The organism is Conchiformibius steedae (genome assembly GCF_014054725.1).
Classification (GTDB): domain Bacteria; phylum Pseudomonadota; class Gammaproteobacteria; order Burkholderiales; family Neisseriaceae; genus Conchiformibius; species Conchiformibius steedae.
Genome location: NZ_CP059563.1, coordinates 46,472 through 73,470, shown reverse-complemented (window position 1 = coordinate 73,470; position 26,999 = coordinate 46,472). Strand labels below are relative to the sequence as shown.

The window sequence follows — 26,999 nt, the reverse complement described above, 5'->3', positions numbered from 1 at the left end:
CAAACAGGGACAAAGTGTTTGTCCCTGTTGTTGCGGGTATTTAGGCGTTTTCTGCCCATGTGTCGCCGTGGCGGGCAAGCAGCGCTTGTGCGGCGGCAGCACCCCAACTACCCGCAGGATAGCCTTGCGGTGCGGGGGCAGACGGGTCTTGCCAGCGTTCCAGCAGCGGCATCGCCCAACGCCATGCGGCTTCCAGCTCATCGCGGCGGTTAAATAAGCCCAAACGTCCTGCGATGATTTCCAGCAGTAATAATTCGTAGGCTTCCATGCGCCGTCCGTTTGCGGCTGCCGCCAAATCCAGCACCATATCGGCTGGCGCAGACTGCATACCGCTGCCTGTGCGTTTGGTGTTTAGGCGCAGGGTAAGGGTTTCATCGGGTTGCAGGCTGATGGTAAGGCGGTTGGCAACGGCAGCAAAAGGGTTGTGTGGATCGGTTTTGAAATTGATGACAATATGGGCTTGTTTTTGCGCCATGCGTTTGCCGGTACGCAGATAAAACGGTACACCTGTCCAACGGGGGTTATCGATATACAGCTCGGCAGCGACAAAGGTTTCGGTGCGGCTGTCGGGGGCGATGTCGGCTTCGTCCAAATAGGCGTTCATGCCTTGGGCGGCGGTGTATTGTCCGCGCACGGCGTGTGTATCTACTTCGGCGGGGGTGTAAATGCGTAATGATTCCAATAATTTGAGTTTTTCATTACGAATATCATCGGAATGGGTGGAAGCGGGGCGTTCCATGGCGGTGTAACACAGCATTTGCAACAGGTGGTTTTGCACCATGTCGCGCAGTGCGCCCGTACGGTCGTAAAATGCGCCGCGTGTGCCGACACCCAAGGTTTCCGCCACGGTAATTTGTACCGATTGGATAAAGTCTTTATTCCATACCGATTCAAACAGGGGGTTGCCAAAACGCAGTGGCAGCAGGTTTTGCAGGGCTTCTTTGCCGAGATAGTGGTCAATGCGGTAAATTTGGTTTTCGCTAAAGTATTCGCCCACGGCGGCGTTGATGTGTCGGGACGAATCCAAGTCGTTGCCGAGGGGTTTTTCCAGCACCACGCGCACATTGGGGGTGTTTAAGCCCACGCGTGCCAACTGTTGGCAGATGTCGGCAAAAAAACGCGGTGCGGTGGACAGGTAGGCAATCACGGTGTCAGACGATTGGGCGAATTTTGCCAATGCGTCAAACTGTTGGGCTTGGGAAACGTCCAGCATCAGGTAATCGATGCGTTGGCAGAAGGTTTGCCATGTTTGGAGATTAAAGTCGTCTGCCAGATGGTTTTGCGCCTGCTGTTGCAAGGTGGCAAGAAAGGCAGCGGTGTCGGGTTCGCTGCGCCCGATGGCGGTAATGCGTGCCTGCGGGTGCAGCAAATCATGGGCGTGGGCGCGATAGAGCGCGGGAAACAGTTTGCGTTGCGCCAAATCGCCGGTTGCGCCGAACAGCAGCAGATGAAAATTGTTTGGGGTGGACATGGTGGGGTTTCCGATTATGGTTGTGAAGCGTTTTTAAGGGTTAGCCCGTCAGTTGTTTGCTGATGATTTTTTTCAGCGGGGGCAGGTTGTTGCTGATGCGTAATGCAGCGCCGCGCAGCAGTTTGGCGGGGGCGGTATCGGTGGTAAAGAAATTGACCATGGCATTGGTGCCGTGATACAGCGGACGGGTGTGCAGCTGGTGTTTGAAGTTGTATTCTTCCAGCAGGGCGGGGGACGCAATGTCGTTGCCGCGCCGTTGTGCTTTCAGGATTAAACCTGCCAGTAAATCCGTGCTTTCCAAACCCAAATTAAAACCGTGTGCGGTAACGGGGTGCATACCCACGGCGGCATCGCCCACCAAGGCGGCGCGGTTGGCATAAAAACGTTTGGCGTGTACGCCCATCAGCGGATAAGTGTGTACCGTGCCTGCGATTTCCATTTCGCCCAATTTGCCGCGCAACAGGGTTTGAATGTGTTTGACCAAATCGGCAGGTTCAAGCGAAAGCAGTTCGTGGGCGCGGGTGTTGGCAATCGTTACCACGCAGTTGGTCAGATGTTCTTCCAAGGGCAGCAGGGCAAGGGTGCGCCCGTAAAAAAAGCATTCGCTGGCAGTGTGTTGGTTAGACAGGCTGTGGCGGGTGCGGAACACAATTACGGTGCGCCCGAAGTCGTGCATATCGGCAGCAATGCCCAACTGCCGCCGTGCTTGCGACATGCGGCTGTCGGCAGCCACCAGCAAACGGGCGCGGATTTGGCTGCCGTCTGCTAAAGTGGCGCAGGCGGATTGTTTGTCGGTGGCAACGGTTTTGACACCCGTGCCGCAATGCAGAGTCACATTGGGGGTATCTGCCACCGCCAAATAGGCGGCGCGGCGGATATTGTGGTTGGAAATCAGGTTGCCCAAACGGTCGGTTTTGCCGCCGCGCGCGCGTGCGGGTTCGGGAAAGTGCAGGGTGTAGTCGGACGTGCCGTTATACACTTTGGCATCGCGCAAACGGTAGATTTCATTAGCGGGAATGCGCTGCCAAATATCCAAACGCTGTAAAATTTCGGCAGAACGGTGGGTTAGGGCGATTTCGCGCCCGTCGTAAGGGGGGTGTTGCAGGGTTTCGGGGGGGGCTTGTTCCAGCACGGTCAGGCGCAGCGGGCTGCCTGCAAATTGTCGGGCAAACGCCAAACCCGCCGGTCCGCCGCCGATGACGAGAATATCGGTATCCATAAAAACCTCATACGGTTCGGGCAAAGCTGCCCTGCTGCCGCACCATGCCGCAGCCAAACGCACAATATAAAACGAAACGGCAAATCCCGCAACAAGGCGCAGAAGGGCGCGGGAATGGGGTTATAATGGCAGCCGTATTGGGCAGTTTTCAGTAAATAAGGAACAATTGTGAAAAAACACAAGCGAAACTATTCCCGCAGCGAGCGTGTGGGCGAACAGATTATGCGTGAATTGGCGCAATTGCTGCGTACGGGTTTGAAAGACCCCCGCGCAGGCAATATTACCGTAAACGAAGTGGCAGTCAGCCGCGATTACAGCCATGCCACCGTGTATTACACCGTGTTGGACGGCGACACCCGCGCCGATACCGCCGCTGCTTTGGAACACGCCAAAGGCTTTTTGCGCAGCGAATTATCCAAACGCATTACCGTGTTCCGCACGCCCGAACTGCATTTTGTGTATGACGAATCTTTAGAGCGCGGCATGAGCTTGTCGCAATTGATTGAACAAGTAGCGGCAGAAAAACCCGTTGCCGATTAAATTCCCTTTCTAGGTCAAGGGAACAACTCAACAACATCATGCCATGAAAACGCTTATTTTTTGTGCGGGCGCGGCGAATCCCGATTTTTCCCTGTTGGCGCAGGACAAACCCGCGCTGCTGGTGGGGGTGGACGCGGGCGCGGCGCGTTTGGCGGCGGCGGGGTTTATGCCCGATTGGGCGGTAGGCGATTTTGACAGCGCCCCGCCGCCGCAGGCTTGTCCGAATATCCTGCGTTTGCCTGCCGCCAAAAACGATACCGATTTGGAAGCGGCGCTGCTGCACCTGCTGCCGCGTTACCCGTTGGACGAAATTGAAAAAATCGTGATTTTGGGCGCATTGGGTGCGGGCAGGTTAGACCATTTGCTGTGTAATGTGGGTTTAGGCGTGCAGCCGCGTTTTGCTACGTGGCGCGAGAAATTTTATTTTGCCGAACAGGGGCAGTCGCTGCGTTTTTTAAACGCGGGCAACCACCGCATCCGCCGCGAAGCAGATAAACCTTATTTGTCTTTTATCGGTTTAACGCCCTTGGCAGATGTGCATTTGCACGGGGTGCGTTATCCGCTGACGGGCGCGGATTATGCCTATCCGCCTGCTTTAATCAGCAATGAATTTTTGGCAGACGAAATGACGTGCCGTTTTCGTGCGGGCGTGTTGGCACTGATTCAAAGTGCCGATGTGCCAAAATAGGAAATACCGCCGTGAAACCGAATATCTACCACCGCCGTTTGCATAAATTTGCCTATTATGTCCGCCATGCCCATTTGGGTGTATTGCCTACAGCGTGGCTGGCGCGGGACGGCGATGCCGTGTGTGCCGAATTGCAGCGTTTGCCTGCAGACGAACGCCAACATATTGAGCAGCGCGTAGCGTATTACAACCAATTAACGGGCAAACACGCTTTAAGTGGCAACATCAAATACACGGGCGCATTTAAAAAACGCGGTTATTCGGCGTATTTTTACGATTTGGCGGCGTTGTTGCGTTATTTTCCAATGGGTTTGCCCTTTGATTGTGAATTTGGCGATGTGATTCATGTACCGCCGCAGCCTGCTTTTGTGAAAAGCCGTCCCATTGGTGGCGACAACGCCCGCTCCGTGCTGCTGAAGCTGGACAGCGTGCGCCATTTCTATATTGTTCCCGACCCTTATCCCTTTGAACAAAAACAAGACACGTTGGTGTGGCGCGGTGCGGCACACCAGCCGCAGCGTATGCGTTTTTTAGAGCGTTTTCACAACCATCCGTTGTGCGATGTGGGTTGTGTGCATCGCAAATCGGCAGGACAGCCGTATTTCCGCCCGTTTTTAAGCGTGGCGGAACAATTGCGCCACCGTTTTGTGTTGAGCATAGAAGGCAATGATGTTGCCACCAATTTAAAGTGGATTTTGGCTTCACAGTCGTTGTGCCTGATGACGCCACCGCGTTACGAAACATGGCTGATGGAAGGACGTTTGCAGCCGCATATCCATTATGTGCCTTTGGCGGAAGACTATGGCGATTTGGATGAAAAACTAAGGTTTTACCGCAGCCATCCGCACGCCGCACAAAAAATCATCGCCGCTGCCAACGAGTGGATGCGCCCGTTTGCCGATGCCAAGCGCGAACGGCTGGTGTCGCTGCTGGTGATGAAACATTATTTTGAACACACTTTTGCCGATTAAATCATGATTATCCGAATTTTTGTGTTTGCCGCAGCGGTGTTTGCTCTGCTGCGCTTAACCGTGTGGGGCGTGTACCGCGATTATTTTCAAGGCGTGTCGCTGATGCAAGCATTGTGGACAGGCTTGCGTTTTGACTGGCAATTAACGGCGCTGGCGTGTGCGCCGTTTTTGCTGGTGTTGCTGCTGCCCGTGCCGCGTTGGCAAACGGCAAAGCTGCGCCGTGTGTGTGCGTGGGCGTGTGCGGCGGTGTTGGCGGCGGCGTTTGCCGTGGCGGTAATTGATGCCGCTTATTTTGACGAAGCCCACCGCCACATGGGGGGCGAGCTGTTTAATATCGGCGGCGATTTGGAAGTGTTGGTGAAAATGGCATGGGTGTCGCGCTGGCAGGCAACCCTAGGGGGCTTGATGGCAGTAGCGGTATTGGCGTGGCTGTGGCAGCGAAGTGTAGTGAGCGCAGCGCAAAACGAAACCCGTTCTTGGCAAACCTTATTGTGGCAAAACGGATTAATGTTGTTGCTGGTGGTGTTTTTGGCGCGGGGCATGGTGGTGCAGGGCAAGCCCTTAAGCGCGGTGGACGCATTCGGCGGCAACGGTCAGGCACAGGCAAACCTTGCCTTAAACGGCGCATTACTCAGCGCCCAAGCATGGCGCGAGCGCAACCGTTTAAAACCTTTGCAGTATTTGGACGAAGCGCAAATGCAGGCGTTTGCGAAAACCCATCCGCAACCGTTTTTGTATCAGCCGCAAAGCACGGGTCAAGGCAAAAAAAACATCGTGTTTATCCTGTTGGAAAGCTGGTCTTACCGCTATATTGACGCGCTGGCAAACCAAGGCTACCAAGCCACGCCCCATATGGACGCACTGGTGCGCCAAAGCCAAGTATGGGACAACTTTTACGCCGCAGGGCAACGCAGCATTATCGGCATTCAAGCCGCTTTAACGTCTGTACCCGCATTACCGGGGCGCGAGCCTGTGGGTTTTGGTCTGGAATTAAACAACATCAGCCGCATCGCCGAACTGGCACAGGCACAAGGCTACCGCACCATTATGGCGCAGTCGTCCAAACGCCGTTCCTTTCACATGGACGGTATTGCCAAAGCCTTGGGTTTTCAAGAATATTACGGGCAGGAAGACGTGCCTTTGCGCCGAAAATACGAGCAAGACACCCCCGCTTTCGGTTGGGATTACGATACCTTAATGCTGCTTGCCGATAAATTGGACGCACAGCCGCAACAGCCGTTTTTTGCCTTTTTGTTTACAGGCACGACTCACGAGCCTTTTACTGACCCCGGTGGCGAATTCCGCATCCGTCCCCACGAAAGCAAGGGCGAAAACGGTTTTTTAAATACCTTAAAATACAGCGATTGGGCAGTGGGGCAATTTATGGCACACGCCCGCAAACAGGCTTGGTATAACAACACTATCTTTGTGTTTGCCGCCGACCACACCCTCAATACCACCGTGCGCGGCAACGATGTGCGCGAGCGTTTTCATATTCCCCTGATTGTGTTTGACCCCACCAATCTTCAGCCCGTGCGCCACGCCCGCCAAGCCAGCCAATACGATTTGTTGCCTACATTTGCCGATATTTTGGGCGTTAGGAAAAACGTATTTACTTTTGGCAACAGCCTGTTGCGTCCCGACACCTCGCCTGTGCCGTTAATGCTGAATCAGGGCGAAACCACGGCTTTTATTCATCAGGATAAAACCGCCGAGTTTCAGGGCAAGCAGCTGATTTCGGGGGAAATGTCGCCCGAATTGCAATTATTGCAGGCGCGAATGCAAAGCGCAGATGATAAGTTGCGTCATAACCGTTGGACAGAGTAATAAGAAAAAGGACGGAAATGGTTTTTCCGTCCCTAAACTTTAGCCAATTATGCCCGTTTGCTGTAACAGGAACAACAGCGCAAATCCGCTTAAATACACCAGCCCCAGCCATGCCAAGCCCATCAGCCACGGCTTGGGTGCGTGTTCGCCGCCGCGCCGTACCAGCGACAGGTTTAACCACGCAAACACAGGTGTACTCACAAAAGAAGCAATCATGGCAAATTTCAGCATCGCCATCACCGCGCCTTTAAAAAACAAAATCACGCCCAAGCCCGACACCGCCGCCAGTACAATCCACCAGCCCAACATACGGTTAGACGTTTTTTCCCAGCCTGCAATCAGGCGCAGGGCTTCCATATTGCTGCGCGAATAGCCGTCTACCACCGTGAGCGTGGTGCCGTACATACAGGCAAAGGCAATAAACGCCACCAGCCAGCGCGACCATTCACCGATGGTAGCGGCATACATATCAATCAGTTGCCCGATATACGCCCCGCCTGCCATTTTGACTTCCGTACCCGAACCGTATTGCACCAGTGCGCCCAATGCCAAAAATACCAATGCCAACAATGCAGTAGAAATATAGCCTACATTGAAGTCAAACAAACCGTCTTCGTAACTGACTTTGCTTAAGGTTTTTTTCGCCGATACCCACATGGAATTAATCACGGAAATTTCAATCGGTGCAGGCATCCAGCCCATTAGTGCGACAATAAACGCCAATGCGCCCATATTCCACGGATTGGGTTCAATAAAATCGGCTGCTTTTTCGCCACCACCGTTGAACAGTGCCACCACAACGGCTGCGGTGGTGGTGAGCGTGAGGCTGACCATAATGATTTTGGATAATTTATCCACTGTGCGGTAGGGCGCAAGCAGCAGCAAAATCACCGAGGACGACAACACCAGCACCGCCAAAGTGTTCACCGACAATGCCGCCGCAGGCAAGACAAAATTTAAAATCGCCGCGCACAACATCGCCACGGCTGCGGTGTTAATCACGGTGGCAAACAGGTTTAATACAAAAAACACCCATAAATACACAGGGCTTTTTTCGGCATAGCCTTGCAGCAGGCTTTTACCTGTTGCCAGCGTGTATTGCGGACCAAAGCGGAAAAACGGGTATTTGAACAGGTTGGCAAGAATAATGATTAAGGCAAGCTGCCAGCCGTAGAGTGCGCCTGCCTGTGTGGAAGCGATAATGTGTGAGCCGCCCACTGCCGCCGATGCCATCATAATGCCCGGTCCCATGGCTTGAAAACGCCGTTGCCAAAGCGATTGAGTGTGTCCGTCCATATTGTTTCTGCCTGTAAAAAAAGCGCAAATTATACGCTGAAGCGGGCGTTTTGCTGCGTATGGCGTAAAAATTGGCAGGATGTGTGCGAAAAATGCGCGGTTTTGGCATGAATCGGGGCAGGGGTGCGGGCAAGTATGCAGGTGTTAGGCAAAATAAAGGCTATTTTTGCCATAAAAGCGGTGTGGCGTGGTTTTGCTATAATCGCGGCGTTTTGAATTGTGGTTTGGATAAATAAAGGACAGATAATGACGGTTGCCATTATTGATTACGGTATGGGGAATCTGCATTCGGTGGAAAAATCGGTACGCGCTGCGGCTGCTTTGGCAGACAACCGCGCTGAAATTGTGCTGACTGCCGATGCCGATGTGGTGCGCCGCGCCGATAAAGTGATTTTTCCGGGGCAGGGCGCGATGCCCGACTGTATGGCGGCGTTGCAGCGCAGCGGTTTGGGCGAAGCGGTGCAGGAAGCTTTGCACAACAAGCCTTTTTTTGGGATTTGTGTGGGGGCGCAATTGCTGTTTGCCCACAGCGAAGAGGGCGATACGGCGGGTTTGGGCTGGTTTGCGGGGGACGTGCGCCGTTTTCCTAATCATCAAACCGATGCACAGGACAGACGTTTGAAAGTGCCGCACATGGGTTGGAACACGGTGCGCCAAACCCGTGCCCATCCGCTGTTTCAAGACATTGCCGATGAAACGCGCTTTTATTTTGTCCACAGCTATTATTTTGCGCCTGCCGATGAAGAAATTGTGTTGGGCGAAAGCGATTATCCCGATGCGTTTGCCTGTATTGTGGGACGCGACAATGTGTTTGCCACCCAGTTTCACACCGAAAAAAGCCACGATGCGGGCTTGCTGCTGTTGCGTAATTTTCTAAACTGGCAGCCTTAAACCGAATTAACATTGCACCGAAACTGTCTAATTGTGTAAAATAACGCTAATTTCACGCCGAAATTTGTTAAACCGCAGCCATATAAGGTCAACCATTATGCAGCTTATCCCCGCGATTGATTTAAAAAACGGTCAGTGCGTCCGCCTGAAACAAGGGCTGATGGAACAGGCAACGGTGTTTTCCGATTCGCCTGCCGATACCGCGCAGCATTGGCTGGAACAAGGGGCGCGGCGGCTGCATCTGGTGGATTTGGACGGCGCGTTTGCGGGACAACCGCAAAACCTGAACGCCATTGCCGATATTTTGGCGCGGGTGGGCAGCCGTATCCCTGTGCAGTTGGGCGGCGGTATCCGCGATTTGCACACCATCGGGCGTTATTTGGACATGGGTTTGCACGATGTGATTATCGGCACAGCGGCGGTGAAAAACCCTGATTTGGTGCGTCAAGCCTGCCGCGAATTTGCCGGACATATTATTGTCGGCATTGATGCCAAAGATGGCATGGTGGCGATTGATGGCTGGGCAACCGTAACCGAACACCGCGCCGCCGATTTGGCAAAGCGTTTTGCTGATGACGGCGTAAACGCCGTGATTTACACCGATATCGGGCGCGATGGCATGATGAGTGGTGTCAACATTGACGCCACTGCTGCGTTGGCACAGGCATCGGGTTTGCCGATTATCGCATCAGGCGGATTAAGCAGCTTGGACGACATCCGCACCCTGTGCGCCGCCGCGCCTGCGGGCATCAGCGGCGCGATAACGGGACGGGCGATTTACGAAGGCAGCATTGATTTTGCCCAAGCCCAAGCTTTGGCAGACGAATTATCTACATTATCATGATTTTAATAAATAAAACGAAAAGGAACTGTTTATGAACGGTGCATTTATGCTGACTGCGTTCGTGTTGGGTTTTTGGTGCATTTGGTCGGCGAACCGCGATGTCAATTCCATTATGGAATCCTTTGGGATTACCATTGTGGCGATTGTGGCAAAAAGCCTGATGGAATGGAGCGGTCCGCCCCATTTTGATGCCACCATGCTGGCAGTATGGGGTATTTTGTTTGTGTATTCGGTGATTACCTTGGAACTGATTGACCGTTTTTCCAACAATATGTCGCTGAATCTGACCATTGCCATCGGTTCTGCCGTGGGTTGGTTCTTTTTGGCACAGTGGCTGTTCAGTGCCGAAGGCATGGCAAAAGTAGGCAGTTGGGTGGCATAATCTGCCGCTGCTGTTGTCACGGGTGTGCCGCGCCGTGTGCGTTTGGCACACCCGATTTTTTTAAATTTTTATTTTTAGAAAGTAAACCCATGCTTGCCAAACGCATTATCCCCTGCTTGGATGTGGACAACGGACGTGTGGTCAAAGGCGTAAACTTTGTTGGGTTGCGCGATGCGGGCGACCCTGTTGCCGTTGCCAAACGCTATAACGACGAAGGCGCAGACGAACTGGTGTTTTTAGACATTACCGCCAGCAGCGACAACCGCGACACCATTTTGCATGTGATTGAAGCCGTTGCCTCACAAGTGTTTATCCCGCTTACCGTGGGCGGCGGTGTGCGCAGCGTGGCAGATGTGCGCCGTTTGCTGAACGCGGGTGCAGACAAAGTTGGTATCAATTCCGCCGCCGTTACCCGTCCCGAATTGGTGGACGAAGCGGCGGCGTTTTTTGGTTCGCAAGCCATTGTGGCGGCTGTAGATGCCAAAGCCGTTAATGCCGACAACAGCCGTTGGGAAGTGTTTACCCACGGTGGACGCAAACCCACAGGCATGGATGCCGTAGCATGGGCGCGTGAACTGCAAACACGCGGCGCAGGCGAAATCCTGCTTACCAGCATGGACAGAGACGGTACCAAAAACGGCTTTAATCTGCCGCTTACCCGTGCCGTTGCCGATGCGGTGGATATTCCCGTGATTGCATCGGGTGGCGTAGGCAATATTCAACATTTAATTGAAGGCATCAGCCAAGGACACGCCGATGCTGTGCTGGCAGCCAGTATTTTCCACTTTGGCGAAGTATCCATTGCCGAAGCCAAACGGCAAATGCGCCAAGCAGGTATTGAAATGCGGCTGTAATCCCGCGCCCACAGGAATACACAGCATGCAAGCACGCGAATGGCATTTTTATCCCCGTCTGCCAGCAGAAGCGGTTTTTATAGCTGCTATCTGTGTTTTACTGTTATTGTTGAGTATATTTGACATCAGATTGTTGCTGTTGAGTTTCCTGATGAGCATAGTAGGCGCGATTGGCATGACTGTTTGGCAAAAACAGCGCACCAGCCGTGAATTTATCCGTTTAGGCACAATGGGTTTTTCCTTTCAAATTGACCCTGACCCGAAAACCTACCATATTCCCTATGCGGCGCTGCTGTATTGTCAATTGGATTACCAGTGTCCTAACCATGGCGAACGGATGGTTCACGCCAAATTCCTTTTGGAATACCGTTTGCCTGAAGATGACTCCGACAGCGAACCACGCGAACAGGTGGTGGATTTAAGCCGTTTGCAATATTCGCGCCGCAGTGTGCGCGAATATGTAACCTTGTCTGAACATCACTACGACCAAACGGTTTACGCGCTGTACCATGCCATTCTCGCCCATTGCGCCCAAGGACAGTTGGCAACTTACAGTCCCAAGCAGGCAATGCGCGATAAAGCATGGTTGGAAAAGGAAAAACAGCGTACCCGCGAATGGTTGGATAAATGGAAAAATACTTATTAATCCGCAGTAATTAATTAGGAATAGATAATGCATGATTTAAGCCTGTGGCATTACCTTGCCATTGCTGTGTTGGCGGTGGTGGCAGGTGTGATTAATATTGTGGCGGGGGGCGGTTCCAACCTGATTTTGCCAACGCTGATGGTGTTTGGTATTCCCCCCGACATCGCCAACGGCAGCAACCGTGTGGGTGTGTTTTTGCAGTCTTTGGCGGGGATTCAGGGTTTTGCCAAAGCGGATAAAATTCCACCTGCACCACAGGTGTGGCGCATTATGTTGCCCACGCTGATTGGCGGGACGGTGGGTGCGGTGCTGGCTTCGCAACTGCCCGCGTGGCTGCTCAAACCTTCGCTGCTGCTGGTGATGCTGTTGGTGGCGGGGCTGATGTTGTTTAAACCCAATTTGCTGAATAATCCCCCTGATACCGAACCCGTAAATATCAACAGCCACCCCAAAGCGTGGGCGGGAATGTTTTTGGCGGGCATATACGGCGGCTTTGTGCAGGCGGGTGTGGGTTTGCTGATGCTGCCCATGCTGGTGGCGTTGCTGCGCTTTGATACGGTACGCGCCAATGCCTTGAAAATTTTGTGTACTTTAGGCTTTACCACAGTGGCGCTGCTGATTTTTATTTCACAAGGGCAGGTGTGGTGGACGCTGGGGCTGGTGTTGGCGGCGGGCAATGTGTTGGGGGCATTGGTGGGGGTGCGCGTGGCGATGAAGCTGTCGCCGCAAAATATGCGTTGGGCGGTGTTTGTGATGACGCTGTTGGCGGTGGCGTTTGCGCTGGTTTATAAGTGATTAAATTGTAAGGAAAGAGCATGAATTTTTACACGCCCATACGCAATATTTTATTTCGCAGCGATGCGGAAACCTCGCATCACCGCGCCCTGCAATGGCTGAAATACGCCGAAAGCTGTGGTGTATTGCGCTGCATGCCTGCGGTGCAGGGCAAACCCGTGAAGTTGATGGGTTTGGATTTGCCGAACGGGGTGGGTTTGGCAGCGGGGTTGGACAAAAACGGCGAGTATATTGATGCTTTGGCGGCTTTGGGTTTTGGTTTTATTGAAGTGGGTACGGTCACGCCGTTGGCGCAGTCGGGCAACCCGAAACCGCGCCTGTTCCGAGTGCCTGAACATCAAGCGGTAATTAACCGCATGGGTTTTAATAATGACGGTATTGACCGTTTGATTGCCAATGTACGCGCCGCCAAATTTAAGGGTGTATTGGGCATCAATATCGGGAAAAACGCTGCCACGCCCATTGAACGCGCCGCCGATGATTATTTGATTGGTTTGGAAAAAGCCTATCCGCATGCGTCTTATATTACCGTGAATATTTCTTCGCCCAATACGCAGAACTTACGCAATCTGCAAGCGGGCGACGAATTATCCAAATTATTGGAAACCTTGAAAAACAAACAATCTGCCTTGCACACGGCGCACGGGCGTTATGTGCCTGTGGCGGTAAAAATCGCGCCTGATTTGGACGAAGCGCAAATCCGCGACATCGCCCGTATTGTGAAACAATGCGAAATGGACGGTGTCATCGCCACCAATACCACCATTGATAAATCGTCTTTGGGGGCTTCGCCTTTGGCACAGGAAGCGGGGGGATTGAGCGGTTTGCCCGTGCGTGCGGCTGCCAACCGCGTATTGGCGGCATTGGCAGCAGAATTGGACGGCAGTGTGCCTTTGGTGGGCGCGGGCGGTATTGTGTCGGGCAGCGATGCGGCAGAAAAGCTGCGTTTGGGCGCAACGGCGGTGCAACTTTACAGCGGCATGGTGTATCGCGGTCCCGAACTGGTGCGCGAATGTATCCGCGCCTGTGCGTAGCCAAAATACCACACTTGCCGCGCAACGGATTTGCAAAACTGCGCCAATCGGTTAAGATTGCCTTTTACCTTTGATGCGCTTATCGTCCGCATCATTGCATATCCACAATAACGCTAAAGTAAAGACCATGTTTTCCACTTCCAAACACACTTGCACCGCCGCACTGCTTGCCGTTTTTTTAAGCGCCTGCAGTGTGAACGTTACCCCCACCCCGCAGTATCGCGGACAAGTCCAACCGCTGCCGCCTTTGGGTTCGCCCAATCCCGTGCCGGTGCGTTACAGCCTTGCGCCCCACCATTGGACGGATGTTGCCAAAATCCGCGCCGAAGCCCAGCGTTTGGGTATGCAGGTGAGCGCGGGCAAAATCAGCAAAGTACAGGCAGCGCAGCATTTAAACCGCTTCCGTTTGGGCTTGGTCGGGCATAATCAGGTGGACGACAGCATGTACGACGTGTATTTGCGTGCAGCGGTGGACAGCCAGCGCGGTGCGATTGATTCTGCCCAATCCAAAGCCATGGTGGAAAGTTCCTTGCAAGGCTGGGCAAGACGTTGGCATGATTTGCCGCAACGCCCCGAAAACCCCGCATTTACCAACTTTCTGATGGAACACATGGGCTTGCCGCCTTTGAAATAATGCCGTTGCCTTTTTCGGGCGATTTGGTACAATAAGCCTATTCCCGTTCGCAAGCCGCCACCCTGTTTTTAGGCGGCTTGCGTTTTTATATTTTTCCCCCGATTGTTTCAAGCAATCGGGTGGTTTGCCATTTGGAACAACCATGCAAAGAATTACCATTACCGCCCACGGCGAAGCCTTGTTAAAAGACGAACTCAAGCAGCTTAAAAGCGTAGCCCGTCCCGAAGTGATTGCCGCCATTGCCGAAGCCCGTTCGCACGGCGATTTGTCGGAAAACGCCGAATACGAAGCCGCCAAAGAACGCCAAGGCTTTATTGAAGGGCGCATTGCCGAAATTGAAAACAAACTTGCCCACGCCCATGTGGTTAATCCCAAAGAAATCCACGCCGAAGGTCGCGTGGTGTTTGGTGCCACCGTGCGCCTGTCGGATTTGGACACCGAAGAAGAAGCCACTTATCAGATTGTGGGCGACGACGAAGCCGACATCAAACACAATAAAATTTCCCTGCATTCGCCCATTGCCCGCGCCCTAATCGGCAAAGAAGAAGGCGATGTTGCCGAAGTGCAAGCCCCCAGCGGCGTGCGCGAATACGAAATCATTGCCGTGCAATACATCTGATAGTCAAATGCCGTTTCGGGCGCAACGGCAACGGTGCTACAATTTGCGGTTTTAAACACGGAGACGGCGCGTGAAACGTTTGAGCGCATTGTTGATTGCCCTATGGCTGGGGATGCAGATTGGTTTTCTCGCCGCATCGCTGGTGTTGTTTAACCAGCTACTCAAAGAAGACGCAGGGCGTATTGCAGGCATTTTGTTCCATATTACCAACCTGATGGGTTTGGTAACATGGGCAGTGGCGTGGCTGGCGTGTCGTCCGTCTGTACCGTCTTGGGGCGATGGGCGTTATCAGGGGCGCGGGCGGCGGCGCATGATTGTGCTGATGCTGGCATTGCTGGCAACGGCAGAATTTGTGATTAACCCCGTGATTCATGCCCTAAAACACGGACAAAGCCATGTATTGAGCAATCTGATTGGTGGCGGATTTGGCGCGTGGCACGGTACATCGTATATTTTGTACCTGATGATCAGCTTTTTGGGTTTGATATTGGCGTTTTTGCTGCTGCGTTTGGAAACGCGCTAAATCGCCCTTTCTCGTTTGGCAAGACACGGAAACGGTCTTGCCTTTTTATGTTTCAGTTGCCAACACTCTAAAAGTTGCTGGGCTTGGGTTGCATTTTCATTATCACTATTAAAGATAAATAAAATTACCACCGAATTGTTTAAAATATTCTGCTACTTTGCATCAAAAACTGCTTCTGGAATAATGTGGTGCGCTTGTTGAGGTACTGAATTTGCCATAAAAAGTCTCCAAAAAAATCATTAAATAAGATTACAAGTATATGCACTAAATTTATCAATCATTCCTACTTCAGATAAAGCATGATGTAAATTTGCTGACATAAAAAAATGTCCAATAAATCTAGGGTCATGCCATAAATCCACATCACAATTTAAAGCATGTTTATCAATATTCAGTTCCCCATCATTGAAAATACTGCTGGCAACACGAAAACCATATGTGATGTCAGGTATTGGTTTTAATCTGGGCGTGGTTTGGGTTTCACAAACGCACATTCGTCTTTCATACAGATTTAGAAAGTAATACGTTTCATTACTTGCCAAACAACCTGTTGATAAATCATAAATTTGTACAGGTGTCAGGATATTTTCGCCTAGTCGGTGCTGTTTTAAGATGGCTGCACAAGACGGATTAAACAGAATGCCACCATCCCAGATACTGAATATATAATCTTCACGGGTGGGCAATTTGATGGCTTCATTTTGATAAATACCAACCCATAGTGCATCAGGAATCGTTTTATTTTGTTTAAAAAAATGATTTGCATCAGATAATTCCGCAGCAAAAGGAAAATACTTTCTCTTCTTTTCTTTAACTTCAAGTGTCTCTGGTTCCAATCCTACCCCCAAAATACCCCGAATTTCCGGGTACATCAAACCACTGCCTTTAACACTGGCTTCCATATCATATTGTTGCACCCTATCTAATGCAAATTGACAAACATAAACTTGATTGGACATAGCACGCTCCCTATCAATTTTTCATGGTCTATTGCACAGAACAATAGACCTGTTAAACCAAAATAACTTATTGAATATCAATCTTTAATGAAAACTCACTGGGTGCGTACACACTTTTAGAATGACTGATTTGCCATTTCTGCTCTGCGCTAAATCCAATGCTTTCCCCATCTTTCAGCACCAAACCCGAACTGATGATATAGGCGCACATACTGCTTAATGAAGCGTGCAGCTTTCCCATATCCATTGGGCTGTTTAAAATTTCCATTTCATCTTTGCCAAATTTCGCCATGCCCGATGTATAGAGCTGATTGCCCTGCTGGTTCTGTCCCAAACCAATGTACACCCAAATCATAATTGGGATTTCATGATTGGGTAAGTATTGTTGTGCCACTTTCCGATAGAAATCAGCAGTATAAACCGTTCCTGAAGTATAAACGGCAGTGGCATTTTGCGGTTTCAGACAACTGGAAACGATTTTGCTGTACAAATTCATGCCAAGCACTTCGGTGTTTTCAGCTTGGTTCATCACAGTAACCATCAAATGCGCTTGATGGGCTTCAGCAGCAGCAACAGCATCGGGGCAGTAATAATTGCCTTTGGCATAGTGTGCTGCTTCGCCATTGGGAACGGGAGCGGGCATTAAGCCAAGCACACATAAAAAATCGCCGATGTTCAGGATAAAGGAATCCTGATGTCGTTCTGCTTGGGCGGAAATACCCCAGTCCGTTTTTAAATCGTTAAGCAATTGATGAATATTAAATTCATGGCTGTTGAGTAAAACAAAACCATTTTCCAGCATGGTGGCTTCCTTCTCACTTAAAAATGTTTTTAATCAATTACGCAAGGATTTAAATGCCAATCTTGGCTCATGCCTGCATCACTTAATGCTTGATACAGCCGTTTCGATAAAAAAACCGACCGCATTAACATCGGGTCATGCCAAATATCCAAATCACAATAGGGGGCTTCTTTAGACAATACCAAGTCTCCTTTCCAAGGATGATAAACATGGCGTTGATATCCATTTCTTTCATAACCAGAAGAACGACACGAAGCACTTTTTTCGGGCAAAATATAATGCCGCCATTCAGCAAGGTCAAAAAAATAAAAGAATCGTTCGTCATCAGGTTCCAGCGTACCCATATTGTAAATTTGCAGCTTAACCAATTGGCTGTTGCCCAAATTAAACTGCTGCAAAATTTCGCCACAGGCTTCACTTAATACCAAATAATTGCCTGTGATGGTAAATGCGCTTAAATTCGGACTGGGGCTATTGACATCACTGGTCCATAATTTATCAGGCAAAATAGCCATACCGTGTAAATCAGAAGCTTCACCCCATGCTTGACGCGATAATGACCATAAATGCTGTAATTCCGCTTCTTCTTCAGCGGTAAACACCACATCACTATTGACCACTTGGGCATTGTGTTGTTTATGCTCTAAAATAAACATTCTTTTGTAATCAACATGAGGATAGCCATTACCCATATAAAAATGTTCTGCCCACCCCAAAACTTCACTAATCCAAACTTGGGTTTGATTGTCCATCAATCTTTCCTTATTCTTCTAAATTAACTGATTCTGTTTTGCGCCATGCTTCGGTGCAGGCGTGCAGTTGTGCCAGTGGTACGCGCAGCAGCAGGCGGCAGTCCAGTTGCAAATCTTGCTCGATGATTTGGGCTTGGTGCAGTTTTGCCAAGCGGCGCACTTCGCCCAATACGGGATAGGCGCAGCGCAGGGCAATGGTTTGTTCGATGTTTTTTTCAATGATTTCGGCATCGCTTAAGGCGTTGGCTGTGGCGGTTTTGTAGGCGTGAATCAGCCCCGGTACGCCCAATAGTGTGCCGCCAAAATAACGCACCACCACCACCAGTGTGTCGGTTAGGTTAAATGAGTCAATCTGCCCCAAAATGGGTCGTCCTGCGCTGCCAGAGGGTTCGCCGTCGTCGTTGGCGCGGAAACGGTTGCCGTCTGTGCCGATGCGGTAGGCATAGCACCAGTGGCGGGCTTTGTGGTGCTGTTGGCGCAGGGCTTCAACGTGTTGTTTGACTTGGTTTTCGTGGGAAACGGGGTAGGCGTAGGCGGTAAAGCGGCTGCCTTTGTCTTTAAATTGCCCTTCGGCGGGGGCGGCGAGGGTGCGGTAGGTGGTGGGGGTCATTGCCAGTCTTTCTGTTTGGACGTTTGTCCGATGCCTGCATTAAAGCGGTTGGTGGGGTCGAGGCTGCGGTAAAAGTCGCGCAGGGCAGGGGCGGCGGGATAAAGATGTCCGACATTGTGTTCGGCGGGATAGTGTGCGCCGCGTTGGTCAAGCAGTTTCCACATGGCGTGTTCTACCGCCAAGCAGTCTTCGCCTTTTTTGACGATGTAGTCTTGATGGAAAACGTGGCAGAAAAAATGTCCGTAATAGAGTTTGCGGGCGATTTTGGCATCTAATTCGGGGGGAAGCTGTTCAAACCAGTCGTGGTCGTTGCGGCGCAGGGCGATGTCTAGGGCAACAATGTCTTCGGTGTCGCGGGGGTGAACGGCGCGGTAGCGCACGGCGGCGGAAGCTACGGCAAAACGGTGCAACATGGCGGCTTGGGCTTCATCGGGGGTGCATTCAAAAAACGCGCCTTGTTGGGGGTCGGCAAACAGTTGGTTTAAATAATCGCGGGTTTCGGCAATGCCTGCATCGGCGGTTTTGAGGATTAAATGGTGTTCGTAGCGGTGGCGGAAATCGGTCAGGCGCGGGGGCAGGTGGGCGGGCAGCAGCCGCGACAGGGTTTGTAGGGCGCGGTCGGCAAAATGGCGCGGCAAAAAGGGCATACGAGCAGCAAAACGGTCTACTGCGGCTTTAGCGGCAAATAAGTTTGGTAGGTGTTGTGTGCCGAAGTGTTTAATCACATAAAACATATCTTTGCCATATTGCTCTGCCAAATCAAAGGCATCGCGGTGGATGTATTCGCCTGAAACGGGCAGGTTGGCAAAGTTGCTCAACATCTCGCGGCGCAAACGGGTAAGCGTGGCGGTGTGGGCGCTGCCGATGTAAAACACGGCGGTTTGTTCGGCGGCGGGGAAGGTGTCCAAGCGCACGGCAAACACCGCCAAACGCCCCGCGCTGCCCGAAGCCTGATGCAGACGGCTTGGGTCGGCATTGAAACGGGCGGGGGTGTCGGCATCAATTTGGCGGACGTGCTGACAATAAGCGTGGTCGTGCCCGTGTGTGCCAGCGGCGATGTCTTTGCGCTGATAACGTCCGTTTTGTAAATTGTCTAATATTTCTTCGGGGCTGTCGCCCAAATCAATACCTAAATGATTGACTAAATTGAGTGTGCCTGAAGCGTCAATTTGGGCATACAATGCCATTTCCGTATAAGCAGGACCACGCTGTACCAATGCCCCGCCCGAATTATTGCACACCCCGCCAATCACCGATGCGCCGATACAGGACGAACCAATCACCGAATGCGGTTCACGCCCCAAAGGTTTGAGCAGGCTTTCCAATTCGTGTAAAGTGGCAGCGGGCAGACACACGGCTTGACGGTTGTCGTTAATCAACTGAATGCCCTTGATGCGCATGGTGTGGATAATCACCACTGCACGTCCGTAACCGCCGCTGGGCGTTGAACCGCCTGTTAAACCCGTGTTTGCTGCTTGGTTGATAATCACCACATCCGCCGCCGCACAAGCCTGCAACACGTGCCAATATTCCACCAGCGTAGCAGGGCGCACCACCGCCAAAGCCTCGCCGCTGCCAAAACGGTAGCCCTCGCGGTAACGGCGGGTTTGCGCAGCTTCGGTTAAAACATGGTTTTCGCCAACAATTTGGCGCAATCGGATAAGCAAATCGGCAGACATGGCATCACACATCAAAAAATAAAACTTTATTTTAGCGCAGTTGGCGCATTCGCACGGATAGAAATCATCATGCACAATATTTTAATTTTTGGTTTGGGTTTTCTGGGTAAACCCTTGGCAGAAGCCCTGTGGCAAAACGGCGCAAACGTCCGCGCCGTCAAACGCCGTCTTACTTCAGACGACATCAACCTGCCGTTTGCCTTGGATACGCTGGATTTGTCGCCGCAAAGCCGTTTGCCTGCATGGGCGGATTATCCGACATGGGTGTTTTTGCTGCCGCCGTCTCAAGTAGCAGATTATGCACAAACCCTTGCTGCTTTGGTGCAATATGCTGAAAGTGCGGGCGTGGCGCAGCTGGTGTTTGGCAGCAGCACTTCCGTTTACGGCTCGCAGGCGCGGGTGTGTGATGAACACAGCAGCCTTCACCCCGAAACCGCTTCAGCCCATGCGATTGTGGCTGCTGAACAAAGCTGTTTGAACAGCACCATCGCCCATGTGGATATTTTGCGTTTTGGCGGGCTGTACGCAGCGGAACGCCACCCCGTTTATTCTCTGCTCAAACGCCAAAACAACACAGGTGCACACCAGCCTGTGAATATGGTACACCGCGATATTGCCCTTGCTGCGCTAATTCGCGCCATACAGCAGCCCAATGGCAAGCGCATCCGCAATATTGTGGAAGCGCAGCACCCCAGCAAAGCGGAGTTTTACGCTGCCGAAGCCGCCAAATTGGGCGTGGCTGCGCCGCATTTTGATTTAAGTGATACCCGCAGCGGTAAAACCGTTGTTAGCGTGTTTGATGAGGTTTTATCTGCTGTGGCATAAATGGCTTTATCTTTTGACTGTTTACAGGCAGCCGTGAAATGCGCGGCTGCCTGTTTTTTGGCTGTCGTCTGCTATAATCCGCGCATTTAATGATTGAGTAATCGCAGAAAGACTTTAAATGATGCAAGAAACCTATCGCCCCGACCAAATTGAACCCGCCGCCCAACAAAACTGGACGGTGCAGCAGCTTGCCAGCGTGGGCGAAGACCCCGCCAAGCCCAAATTTTACTGCCTGTCCATGTTTCCCTATCCCAGCGGCAAACTGCATATGGGACACGTCCGCAACTACACCATCGGCGATGTACGCAGCCGTTTTAAACAATTAAACGGTTTCAATGTGTTGCAGCCGATTGGTTGGGACGCATTCGGTATGCCCGCCGAAAACGCCGCCATTGACAAAGGCGTTGCCCCGTCTGATTGGACCTATGCCAACATCGCCGATATGCGCAGCCAACTGAAACGCTTGGGGTTTGCCTTTGACTGGCAGCGCGAAATTGCCACCTGCAAGCCCGAATACTACCGTTGGGAACAGCTTTTGTTTACCAAGCTGTTTGAAAAAGGCATTATTTACCGCAAGTTGGGCTTGGTAAACTGGGACCCTGTCGATAACACTGTATTGGCAAACGAGCAAGTGATAGACGGACGCGGCTGGCGCAGCGGCGCATTGGTGGAAAAACGCGAAATCCCCATGTATTACTTCCGCATTACCGATTACGCCGAACAGTTGCTGAGCGATTTGGACGGTTTGGATTGGCCCGAACAGGTTAAAACCATGCAGCGCAACTGGATTGGCAAATCGGTGGGGATGCAGGTGCGTTTCAAGCTGCCTGAAAACCAACGCGCAGGTTTGCCAACAGAAAACGCCGAATTTATTCAAGTTTACACCACTCGTCCCGACACCCTGTTTGGTGCGTGTGCCGTAGTGGTGGCGGCGGAACATCCGCTTGCCACTGCTGCCGCCGAAAACAATCCCGAACTGCAAGCCTTTATTGCCGAATGCAAAGCAGGCAGCACTGCCGAAGCCGATTTGGCAACCATGGACAAAAAAGGCATGCCCACAGGTCGCCATGTGATTAACCCTTTAAGTGGCGAAGAACTGCCTGTGTGGGTGGCGAACTATGTGATTTGGGGTTACGGCGATGGCGCGGTGATGGTTGTTCCCGCGCACGATGAACGCGATTTTGCCTTTGCCCAAAAATACGCCTGGCCGATTAAGCAAGTGATTGACATTCAAAACGCCCCTGCCGCTTACGACACCGCTGCTTGGCAGGATTGGTACGGTCAGAAAGACGAACACACCGCCTTAATCAACAGCGGCGAATTTAACGGCTTAAACGTTGCCCAAGCCTTTGGTGCCATTGGCGTGAAACTGCAAAGCATCGGCATGGGCGAACCGAAAACCCAATACCGTTTGCGCGACTGGGGCATTTCCCGCCAACGCTATTGGGGTTGTCCGATTCCGATTATCCATTGCGAACAATGCGGCGACGTGCCTGTACCTGCCGAACAACTGCCCGTGGTGTTGCCCGAAAGCGTTGTTCCCGATGGCAGCGGTTCGCCTTTGGCAAAAATGCCCGAGTTTTACGAAACTACCTGTCCGCATTGCGGCAGTGCAGCCAAACGCGAAACCGATACCATGGATACCTTTGTGGAATCAAGCTGGTATCAATTCCGCTATTTGTCGCCGCATGATGAAAACACCATGGTTGCGCCTGAAGCGGCGGCGTATTGGGGGCAGGTGGACCAATATATCGGCGGTATTGAACACGCCATTTTGCACCTGCTGTATGCGCGTTTCTTTACCAAGCTGATGAACGATGAAGGCATTGTGCCTGTGCGCGAGCCGTTTAAACAGTTGTTTACGCAAGGCATGGTGTTGCAGGCAACCTATTTTCGCGAAAGCGAAGACGGCAAAAAACAATGGTTTAACCCTGCGGAAGTGGATTTGACTTTGGACGAAAAAGGTCGCCCTGTGGCGGCGGTGTTGGCAGCAGACGGCGAACCCGTGCAAGTGGGCGGCGTGCAAAAAATGTCCAAATCCAAAAACAACGGCGTGGACCCGCAAAAAATCATTGACCAATACGGCGCAGACACGGCGCGGCTGTTTATGATGTTTGCCTCGCCGCCCGACCAATCTTTGGAATGGTCAGACGCAGGTGTGGAAGGCGCGTTCCGCTTTTTGCGCCGTTTGTGGCGCACCGTGTACGAATTTGTACAAAACGGCGGCGCAAACATCGCCAAATTTGACGGCAGCCAAACGCTTTCAGGCAGCCTAAAAGATTTGCGCTTTAAGCTGCACGCCACCATTGCCAAAGTAACGGACGATTACGACCGCCGCCAACAGTTCAACACCGCCATTGCCGCCGTGATGGAATTGCTGAACCAATACGACAAAACCGACACATCGGGCGAACACGGTCAGGCATTGGCGCGTGAAGTGTTGGAAAACGTGTTGTTGCTGCTTGCCCCGATTACCCCGCATATCTGCGAAGCCCTGTGGACGGAACTGCACCCGCAGCCAAACGCCGCCTTGTGGCAACAAAGCTGGCCGCAGCCCGATGCCGCCGCCTTGGTGCAAACCGAAGTGGAAATGATGGTGCAGGTAAACGGCAAACTGCGCGACAAAATCACCGTTGCCGCCGATGCCGATAAGGACAGCATTCAGGCAGCCGCCCTTGCCAGCGCAGGCGCACAAAAATTCACCGAAGGCAAAACGCCGAAAAAAGTGATTGTTGTGCCGAAACGTTTGGTGAATATTGTGGTGTAAAAAATCGCAGCGCCTACAATAAGTTTGCAGGCGCTGTTTTGTTGGCATCAAACAAGCCTTATTGGTCTTTCGTACCGCCAAAACTGGTATTGAGATTGCTTAAATCTTCACCCAAACCACCCCAAGTCCGTCCGCTAAAAGTGGCTTTGCCTGCTACCTCCTCGGCTTGTGGTCCAAAGAATTTACCTTCGTAATGTCCTTCGCGGTTTTTGACAAAAATACTGTCTGTTCCGACAACTGCTGTACCTGCAAAACTATTACCGCGAATATTGGTGCGTTCTAAAGTAATATTACGGCGCAAACCGTCCATACGCAAATGTCCTCTAACGGTTTTATTACCAAAGTCGGCGTATAACTCCATAGAGCCCGCATTGCGTACTGTGCCCTTTAAAGCATCATAGCGGGTTGCTACCCCTGTGTAACGTGCTGTGCCCTGTGTGGGCATATCTTTAGCAGGGGTTGCTTTCCCTACATAAAAAACATCGTGTTCAGGTGCAGCAGCATAACTAATCAAAGGCCAGAAAGCCTGTTTGAATGCTTCACCTTTCAAACCACCTAGCGCTTTTCCGCCTACTGCTAAAGCAATATCCACACCGCCTATAGTTAAAGAATCTATGTCTGCGTATGCGCCGTTAAACGAATAGCGGCGGTTTTCACCTGCAATTTTTCCACCTTGAGGTAAGTCAATGGAAACTCTGCCAAGAATAAAATCATCTTTATTTAAAGAGGCGGTATCATCAGTATGTACAGCACCTGTGCTTGAATTAACACTAGAGCTTGAAGAAGATGGTTGCTCACTGTGAGTGTGATTGGTGTGGGGAGTAGGTATGTAGCTACTAGAGGTAGAGGGTGCTTCGCTACCGCTACTGCCGCAAGCGGAAAGTAAAACTGCAACTGGGACACTTGTGATGAGTTTACGCATAGTAATTCCTTAAACGAGATAAATAGAGAAAAGGAAGCATCAAGCCAGAGTTGATAAATAAAATCAACTGGACTATTATACCAAATTTTTAAATATATTAAGATAAAACTGATATTTAAACCAGCCATTAATCAGGTATCTTTGGTGCCTTATCAGGTGCTTAAGTTTCCATTTTGGACACTTTGGGATAAATCATGGCGTTAAATGAAAAAATCCGCATGTTGCGGAAGCTGAATAATTGGTCTCAAGAATAGATGGCAGAGAAAATGCAAATGACAAAAAGCGGTTATGCAAAAATAGAACGCGGGCAAAGTAAGATTACTACTGAAAAGCTGGAACAAATTGCCAATATTTTTGGAATAGAGATTACTGAACTGTTAAAAATGGGTTTAAACGGGACATTTAATCTGATTAAAGAAAACGGCAGCCAATCCAATTACTATGGCAGTAGTGAATCGTTGGCTGCTGAAATAGAAAAATTAAAACTGATTATCCAGCACCAGCAGGAAATGTTGGTGCAGAAGGATTTGTTGTTAAAGCAAAAGGAAAGTGAAAACGCTGTATTAAAAATTTTGGTAGAGACCTTGCAGCATAAGCAAGATTAAGTTTGTAGTTGATAAAAATAAAAACAAGACAAGGTTCAGTGCCCGCCGTGTTAGGGTATTGGTAATTTTGTATTGTTTTTGTTGTAATCAACTGCATAATTGTAATCCAAACGCCCAAGCTGTTTTTACGGCTTGGGCGTTGGCATTACTGCTGCTGCGGTTTGGCAGACAGGCTTTGCGCCGTTTGGATTAAATCCAAAAACTCTTGGCGCAAACCATAGCGGTCAGGGTGGGCAGACTGTTTTGCCAAATCAAAAATGTTTTGCCAACCCATATTGCCGTTGTATTTTCCGCCTTTTAGCTGTTGTGCGTAAGCGGCAGCAGCCAGTGCAAAGCGTGTATCCGTGCCGGCTTGTGCCAAAGGTTTGCTTTTGGCAGCAATGGTTTGGCTGATTAAATGGCTTTTTTGCTGTGTGGGCAATTTGTAACGCAGTTTCAGCAAGGCATATTCGTGGCTTTTGCCTTGAGCGGCAGCAGTAGCTTGATAACGGTTGTCGTCCAGCCAACCTTTTTTGCCAACAGGCACAATTTCATAGAGCGCGGTAACGCTGTGTCCTGCGCCAATATCCCCCGCATCAACGCGGTCGTTATTAAAATCTTCTTCTTTTAAGGCACGGTTTTCATAACCTATCAAACGGTATTCTTTAACCGTAGCGGGATTAAATTCTACTTGGATTTTGACATCTTTTGCCACCGTTGCCAAAGTGGACGACAATTGCCGTGTCAGCACTTTCTGGGCTTCTTTTTCGGTGTCGATGTAGCTGTAATTGCCATCACCCGCATCGGCAAGCTGTTCCATCATGTGTTCGTTGTAATTGCCTGTGCCAAAACCCAATGTGGTCAGCGAAATCCCGCTTTTGCGTTTTTCTGCCACCATGTTTTTTAAGGTGTCAAAATCGGTTACGCCCACATTAAAATCGCCATCGGTTGCCAGTAAAATACGGTTGATGCCATTGTGGATAAAAGATTTTTGTGCTTCACGGTACGCCATTTGAATGGCTTGTTCGCCTGCCGTAGCGCCATCTGCTTCCAGTTGCTCAATGGCGCGGCGGATGGTGTCTTTTTCGCTGCCTGATGTGGGTGGCAACACCAGTTTTTCGCCAGAAGCATAGGTAATCAGTGTGATTTTGTCCTGCGGGCGCATTTGCTCCAGCAGCAGGTTTAGGGTGTGTTTGACCAAGGGCAGTTTTTCGGGTGTGTCCATGCTGCCTGATACGTCCACCAAAAACACCAAATTGGCAGGGGGAAGTTGTTTCGTTGCCCAATCTTTGGCTTTAATGCCGATTTTGATGATTTTGGCATCGGCTTGCCAAGGCGAATCTACGGTTTCGGTGTGAACAGCAAACGGTTTGCCGTCAGTGGGTTGGGCGTAGCCGTAGTCGAAGTAATTGATGATTTCTTCGGCGCGCACGGCGTTGGCAGGCGGCAGACTTTGGTTGTTGAGATAACGGCGGGTGTTGGCATAGCTGCCTGTATCCACATCAATACTGAAGGTAGAGACAGGGGTTTGTACGGTGCGGTGAATGGGGTTTTCGGGGGTATTGCCATAACGCTCGGTATTAACAGCTAATGATGCAGTACGGATATGGGCATGGGATACGATAGGGGCGGCTTGGGGGGAAATACCGTAAGCAACTGGCAGGGACTCTAAACGATAGGTCATGCGCCCGAGAACAGACAGGTCATCAGCAACGGCAGTGTGGTCAGACGACGGTGGTGGCGGCGGGCTGTGTGGTGCGCAGGCAGAAAGTGCCACTAAAACGGCAAGCAAGCGTAAGCGGAACATGGTGTTTTCCTTGAAGCAAATGGGTGAAAACCAGAAGCGCAAATCCCGTTTTTTGATT

At 51.1% G+C, this 26,999-nt stretch carries 28 protein-coding genes; 17 read left to right on the top strand and 11 right to left on the bottom strand.

From position 1 onward, the window contains the following. Positions 1 to 40 precede the first annotated feature (40 nt). Both zwf and ubiM read right to left on the bottom strand, forming a co-directional pair. Entirely contained in the window at positions 41 to 1,471 is a 1,431-nt protein-coding gene (gene zwf, locus H3L98_RS00720; protein WP_027022086.1) for a glucose-6-phosphate dehydrogenase, read from the bottom strand. Positions 1,472 to 1,511: 40 nt separating this feature from the next. After that, positions 1,512 to 2,690, bottom strand: coding sequence for a 5-demethoxyubiquinol-8 5-hydroxylase UbiM (gene ubiM, locus H3L98_RS00715; RefSeq protein WP_034333592.1), 1,179 nt, complete (start codon positions 2,688 to 2,690; stop codon positions 1,512 to 1,514). 168 nt (positions 2,691 to 2,858) lie between these two features. On the opposite strand from ubiM, the gene rbfA reads away from it, so the two are divergent. The 4 genes from rbfA to H3L98_RS00695 are packed head-to-tail and all read left to right on the top strand — an operon-like array spanning position 2,859 to position 6,716. Beyond that, the gene (rbfA, locus tag H3L98_RS00710) at positions 2,859 to 3,230 is read left to right on the top strand and encodes a 30S ribosome-binding factor RbfA (protein ID WP_027022088.1); all 372 of its coding nucleotides are present in this window, start codon (positions 2,859 to 2,861) and stop codon (positions 3,228 to 3,230) included. A 43-nt stretch (positions 3,231 to 3,273) separates the two neighbouring features. Beyond that, entirely contained in the window at positions 3,274 to 3,918 is a 645-nt protein-coding gene (locus H3L98_RS00705) for a thiamine diphosphokinase (protein ID WP_027022089.1), read from the top strand. Between the two features lie 11 nt (positions 3,919 to 3,929). Beyond that, on the top strand, positions 3,930 to 4,889 hold the full coding sequence (locus tag H3L98_RS00700; RefSeq protein ID WP_027022090.1) for a glycosyl transferase family 90: 960 nt from the start codon (positions 3,930 to 3,932) through the stop codon (positions 4,887 to 4,889). A gap of 3 nt (positions 4,890 to 4,892) precedes the next feature. After that, positions 4,893 to 6,716, top strand: a complete 1,824-nt coding sequence (locus tag H3L98_RS00695) for an LTA synthase family protein (protein WP_027022091.1) — start codon at positions 4,893 to 4,895, stop codon at positions 6,714 to 6,716. Between the two features lie 39 nt (positions 6,717 to 6,755). Here the strand turns inward: H3L98_RS00695 and H3L98_RS00690 are convergent, their stop codons facing one another. Beyond that, entirely contained in the window at positions 6,756 to 8,012 is a 1,257-nt protein-coding gene (locus H3L98_RS00690; RefSeq protein WP_027022092.1) for an NRAMP family divalent metal transporter, read from the bottom strand. 29 nt (positions 8,013 to 8,041) lie between these two features. Further along, positions 8,042 to 8,185, bottom strand: a complete 144-nt coding sequence (locus H3L98_RS00685; protein ID WP_156932298.1) for a hypothetical protein — start codon at positions 8,183 to 8,185, stop codon at positions 8,042 to 8,044. A gap of 73 nt (positions 8,186 to 8,258) precedes the next feature. Here H3L98_RS00685 and hisH point away from each other — a divergent pair, with 73 nt between their 5' ends. The 10 genes from hisH (at position 8,259) to H3L98_RS00635 (ending at position 15,234) form a co-directional block, all read left to right on the top strand. Next, positions 8,259 to 8,903, top strand: coding sequence for an imidazole glycerol phosphate synthase subunit HisH (gene hisH / locus H3L98_RS00680; RefSeq protein WP_027022094.1), 645 nt, complete (start codon positions 8,259 to 8,261; stop codon positions 8,901 to 8,903). Positions 8,904 to 9,000: 97 nt separating this feature from the next. Next, entirely contained in the window at positions 9,001 to 9,747 is a 747-nt protein-coding gene (gene hisA, locus H3L98_RS00675) for a 1-(5-phosphoribosyl)-5-[(5-phosphoribosylamino)methylideneamino]imidazole-4-carboxamide isomerase (RefSeq protein WP_027022095.1), read from the top strand. Positions 9,748 to 9,778: 31 nt separating this feature from the next. Next, a complete protein-coding gene (locus tag H3L98_RS00670) occupies positions 9,779 to 10,129 on the top strand; it encodes a hypothetical protein (RefSeq protein ID WP_027022096.1) in 351 nt (116 codons plus the stop codon). Positions 10,130 to 10,218: 89 nt separating this feature from the next. Next, a complete protein-coding gene (gene hisF, locus H3L98_RS00665) occupies positions 10,219 to 10,983 on the top strand; it encodes an imidazole glycerol phosphate synthase subunit HisF (protein WP_027022097.1) in 765 nt (254 codons plus the stop codon). A 109-nt stretch (positions 10,984 to 11,092) separates the two neighbouring features. Then, positions 11,093 to 11,629, top strand: coding sequence for a hypothetical protein (locus tag H3L98_RS00660; RefSeq protein ID WP_156932299.1), 537 nt, complete (start codon positions 11,093 to 11,095; stop codon positions 11,627 to 11,629). A 27-nt stretch (positions 11,630 to 11,656) separates the two neighbouring features. Continuing rightward, on the top strand, positions 11,657 to 12,424 hold the full coding sequence (locus tag H3L98_RS00655; protein ID WP_034333581.1) for a sulfite exporter TauE/SafE family protein: 768 nt from the start codon (positions 11,657 to 11,659) through the stop codon (positions 12,422 to 12,424). Between the two features lie 20 nt (positions 12,425 to 12,444). Further along, positions 12,445 to 13,458, top strand: a complete 1,014-nt coding sequence (locus tag H3L98_RS00650) for a quinone-dependent dihydroorotate dehydrogenase (RefSeq protein WP_034333582.1) — start codon at positions 12,445 to 12,447, stop codon at positions 13,456 to 13,458. Between the two features lie 127 nt (positions 13,459 to 13,585). Beyond that, on the top strand, positions 13,586 to 14,092 hold the full coding sequence (locus tag H3L98_RS00645; RefSeq protein WP_027022101.1) for a hypothetical protein: 507 nt from the start codon (positions 13,586 to 13,588) through the stop codon (positions 14,090 to 14,092). Between the two features lie 142 nt (positions 14,093 to 14,234). After that, the gene (gene greA / locus H3L98_RS00640) at positions 14,235 to 14,711 is read left to right on the top strand and encodes a transcription elongation factor GreA (RefSeq protein ID WP_027022102.1); all 477 of its coding nucleotides are present in this window, start codon (positions 14,235 to 14,237) and stop codon (positions 14,709 to 14,711) included. A gap of 70 nt (positions 14,712 to 14,781) precedes the next feature. Continuing rightward, complete coding sequence (locus H3L98_RS00635) at positions 14,782 to 15,234, top strand: DUF4149 domain-containing protein (RefSeq protein WP_027022103.1); 453 nt, start codon at positions 14,782 to 14,784, stop codon at positions 15,232 to 15,234. A 239-nt stretch (positions 15,235 to 15,473) separates the two neighbouring features. On the opposite strand, the gene H3L98_RS00630 is transcribed toward H3L98_RS00635, so the two are convergent. From H3L98_RS00630 to dld, 5 genes are all read right to left on the bottom strand, one after another. Then, positions 15,474 to 16,193, bottom strand: a complete 720-nt coding sequence (locus H3L98_RS00630) for a hypothetical protein (protein ID WP_156932300.1) — start codon at positions 16,191 to 16,193, stop codon at positions 15,474 to 15,476. Positions 16,194 to 16,260: 67 nt separating this feature from the next. Then, positions 16,261 to 16,995 (bottom strand): DUF4261 domain-containing protein, encoded by a 735-nt coding sequence (locus tag H3L98_RS00625; RefSeq protein WP_182078437.1) that lies wholly within the window; start codon positions 16,993 to 16,995, stop codon positions 16,261 to 16,263. A gap of 29 nt (positions 16,996 to 17,024) precedes the next feature. Beyond that, a complete protein-coding gene (locus tag H3L98_RS00620) occupies positions 17,025 to 17,747 on the bottom strand; it encodes a hypothetical protein (protein WP_027022725.1) in 723 nt (240 codons plus the stop codon). A 10-nt stretch (positions 17,748 to 17,757) separates the two neighbouring features. Then, positions 17,758 to 18,357: an IMPACT family protein gene (locus tag H3L98_RS00615; protein ID WP_027022724.1), complete on the bottom strand. Its 600-nt coding sequence runs from the start codon at positions 18,355 to 18,357 to the stop codon at positions 17,758 to 17,760. Next, on the bottom strand, positions 18,354 to 20,036 hold the full coding sequence (dld, locus tag H3L98_RS00610; RefSeq protein ID WP_027022723.1) for a D-lactate dehydrogenase: 1,683 nt from the start codon (positions 20,034 to 20,036) through the stop codon (positions 18,354 to 18,356). Before dld ends, H3L98_RS00615 begins: the two co-directional genes overlap by 4 nt. A 69-nt stretch (positions 20,037 to 20,105) precedes the next feature. On the opposite strand from dld, the gene H3L98_RS00605 reads away from it, so the two are divergent. Further along, entirely contained in the window at positions 20,106 to 20,861 is a 756-nt protein-coding gene (locus H3L98_RS00605; protein ID WP_027022722.1) for an NAD-dependent epimerase/dehydratase family protein, read from the top strand. Positions 20,862 to 20,982: 121 nt separating this feature from the next. Further along, positions 20,983 to 23,628 carry a leucine--tRNA ligase gene (gene leuS, locus H3L98_RS00600; RefSeq protein ID WP_027022721.1) on the top strand — a complete coding sequence of 882 codons (2,646 nt, stop codon included), beginning with the start codon at positions 20,983 to 20,985 and terminating at the stop codon, positions 23,626 to 23,628. A 58-nt stretch (positions 23,629 to 23,686) separates the two neighbouring features. Here leuS and H3L98_RS00595 read toward each other — a convergent pair whose 3' ends face one another. Next, positions 23,687 to 24,550, bottom strand: a complete 864-nt coding sequence (locus tag H3L98_RS00595) for a Slam-dependent surface lipoprotein (RefSeq protein WP_084481928.1) — start codon at positions 24,548 to 24,550, stop codon at positions 23,687 to 23,689. 254 nt (positions 24,551 to 24,804) lie between these two features. Here H3L98_RS00595 and H3L98_RS00590 point away from each other — a divergent pair, with 254 nt between their 5' ends. Continuing rightward, entirely contained in the window at positions 24,805 to 25,155 is a 351-nt protein-coding gene (locus H3L98_RS00590) for a helix-turn-helix domain-containing protein (RefSeq protein WP_246327828.1), read from the top strand. Positions 25,156 to 25,300: 145 nt separating this feature from the next. Here the strand turns inward: H3L98_RS00590 and H3L98_RS00585 are convergent, their stop codons facing one another. Next, positions 25,301 to 26,941: a vWA domain-containing protein gene (locus tag H3L98_RS00585; RefSeq protein WP_034333899.1), complete on the bottom strand. Its 1,641-nt coding sequence runs from the start codon at positions 26,939 to 26,941 to the stop codon at positions 25,301 to 25,303. Between the last annotated feature and the right edge of the window lie 58 nt (positions 26,942 to 26,999).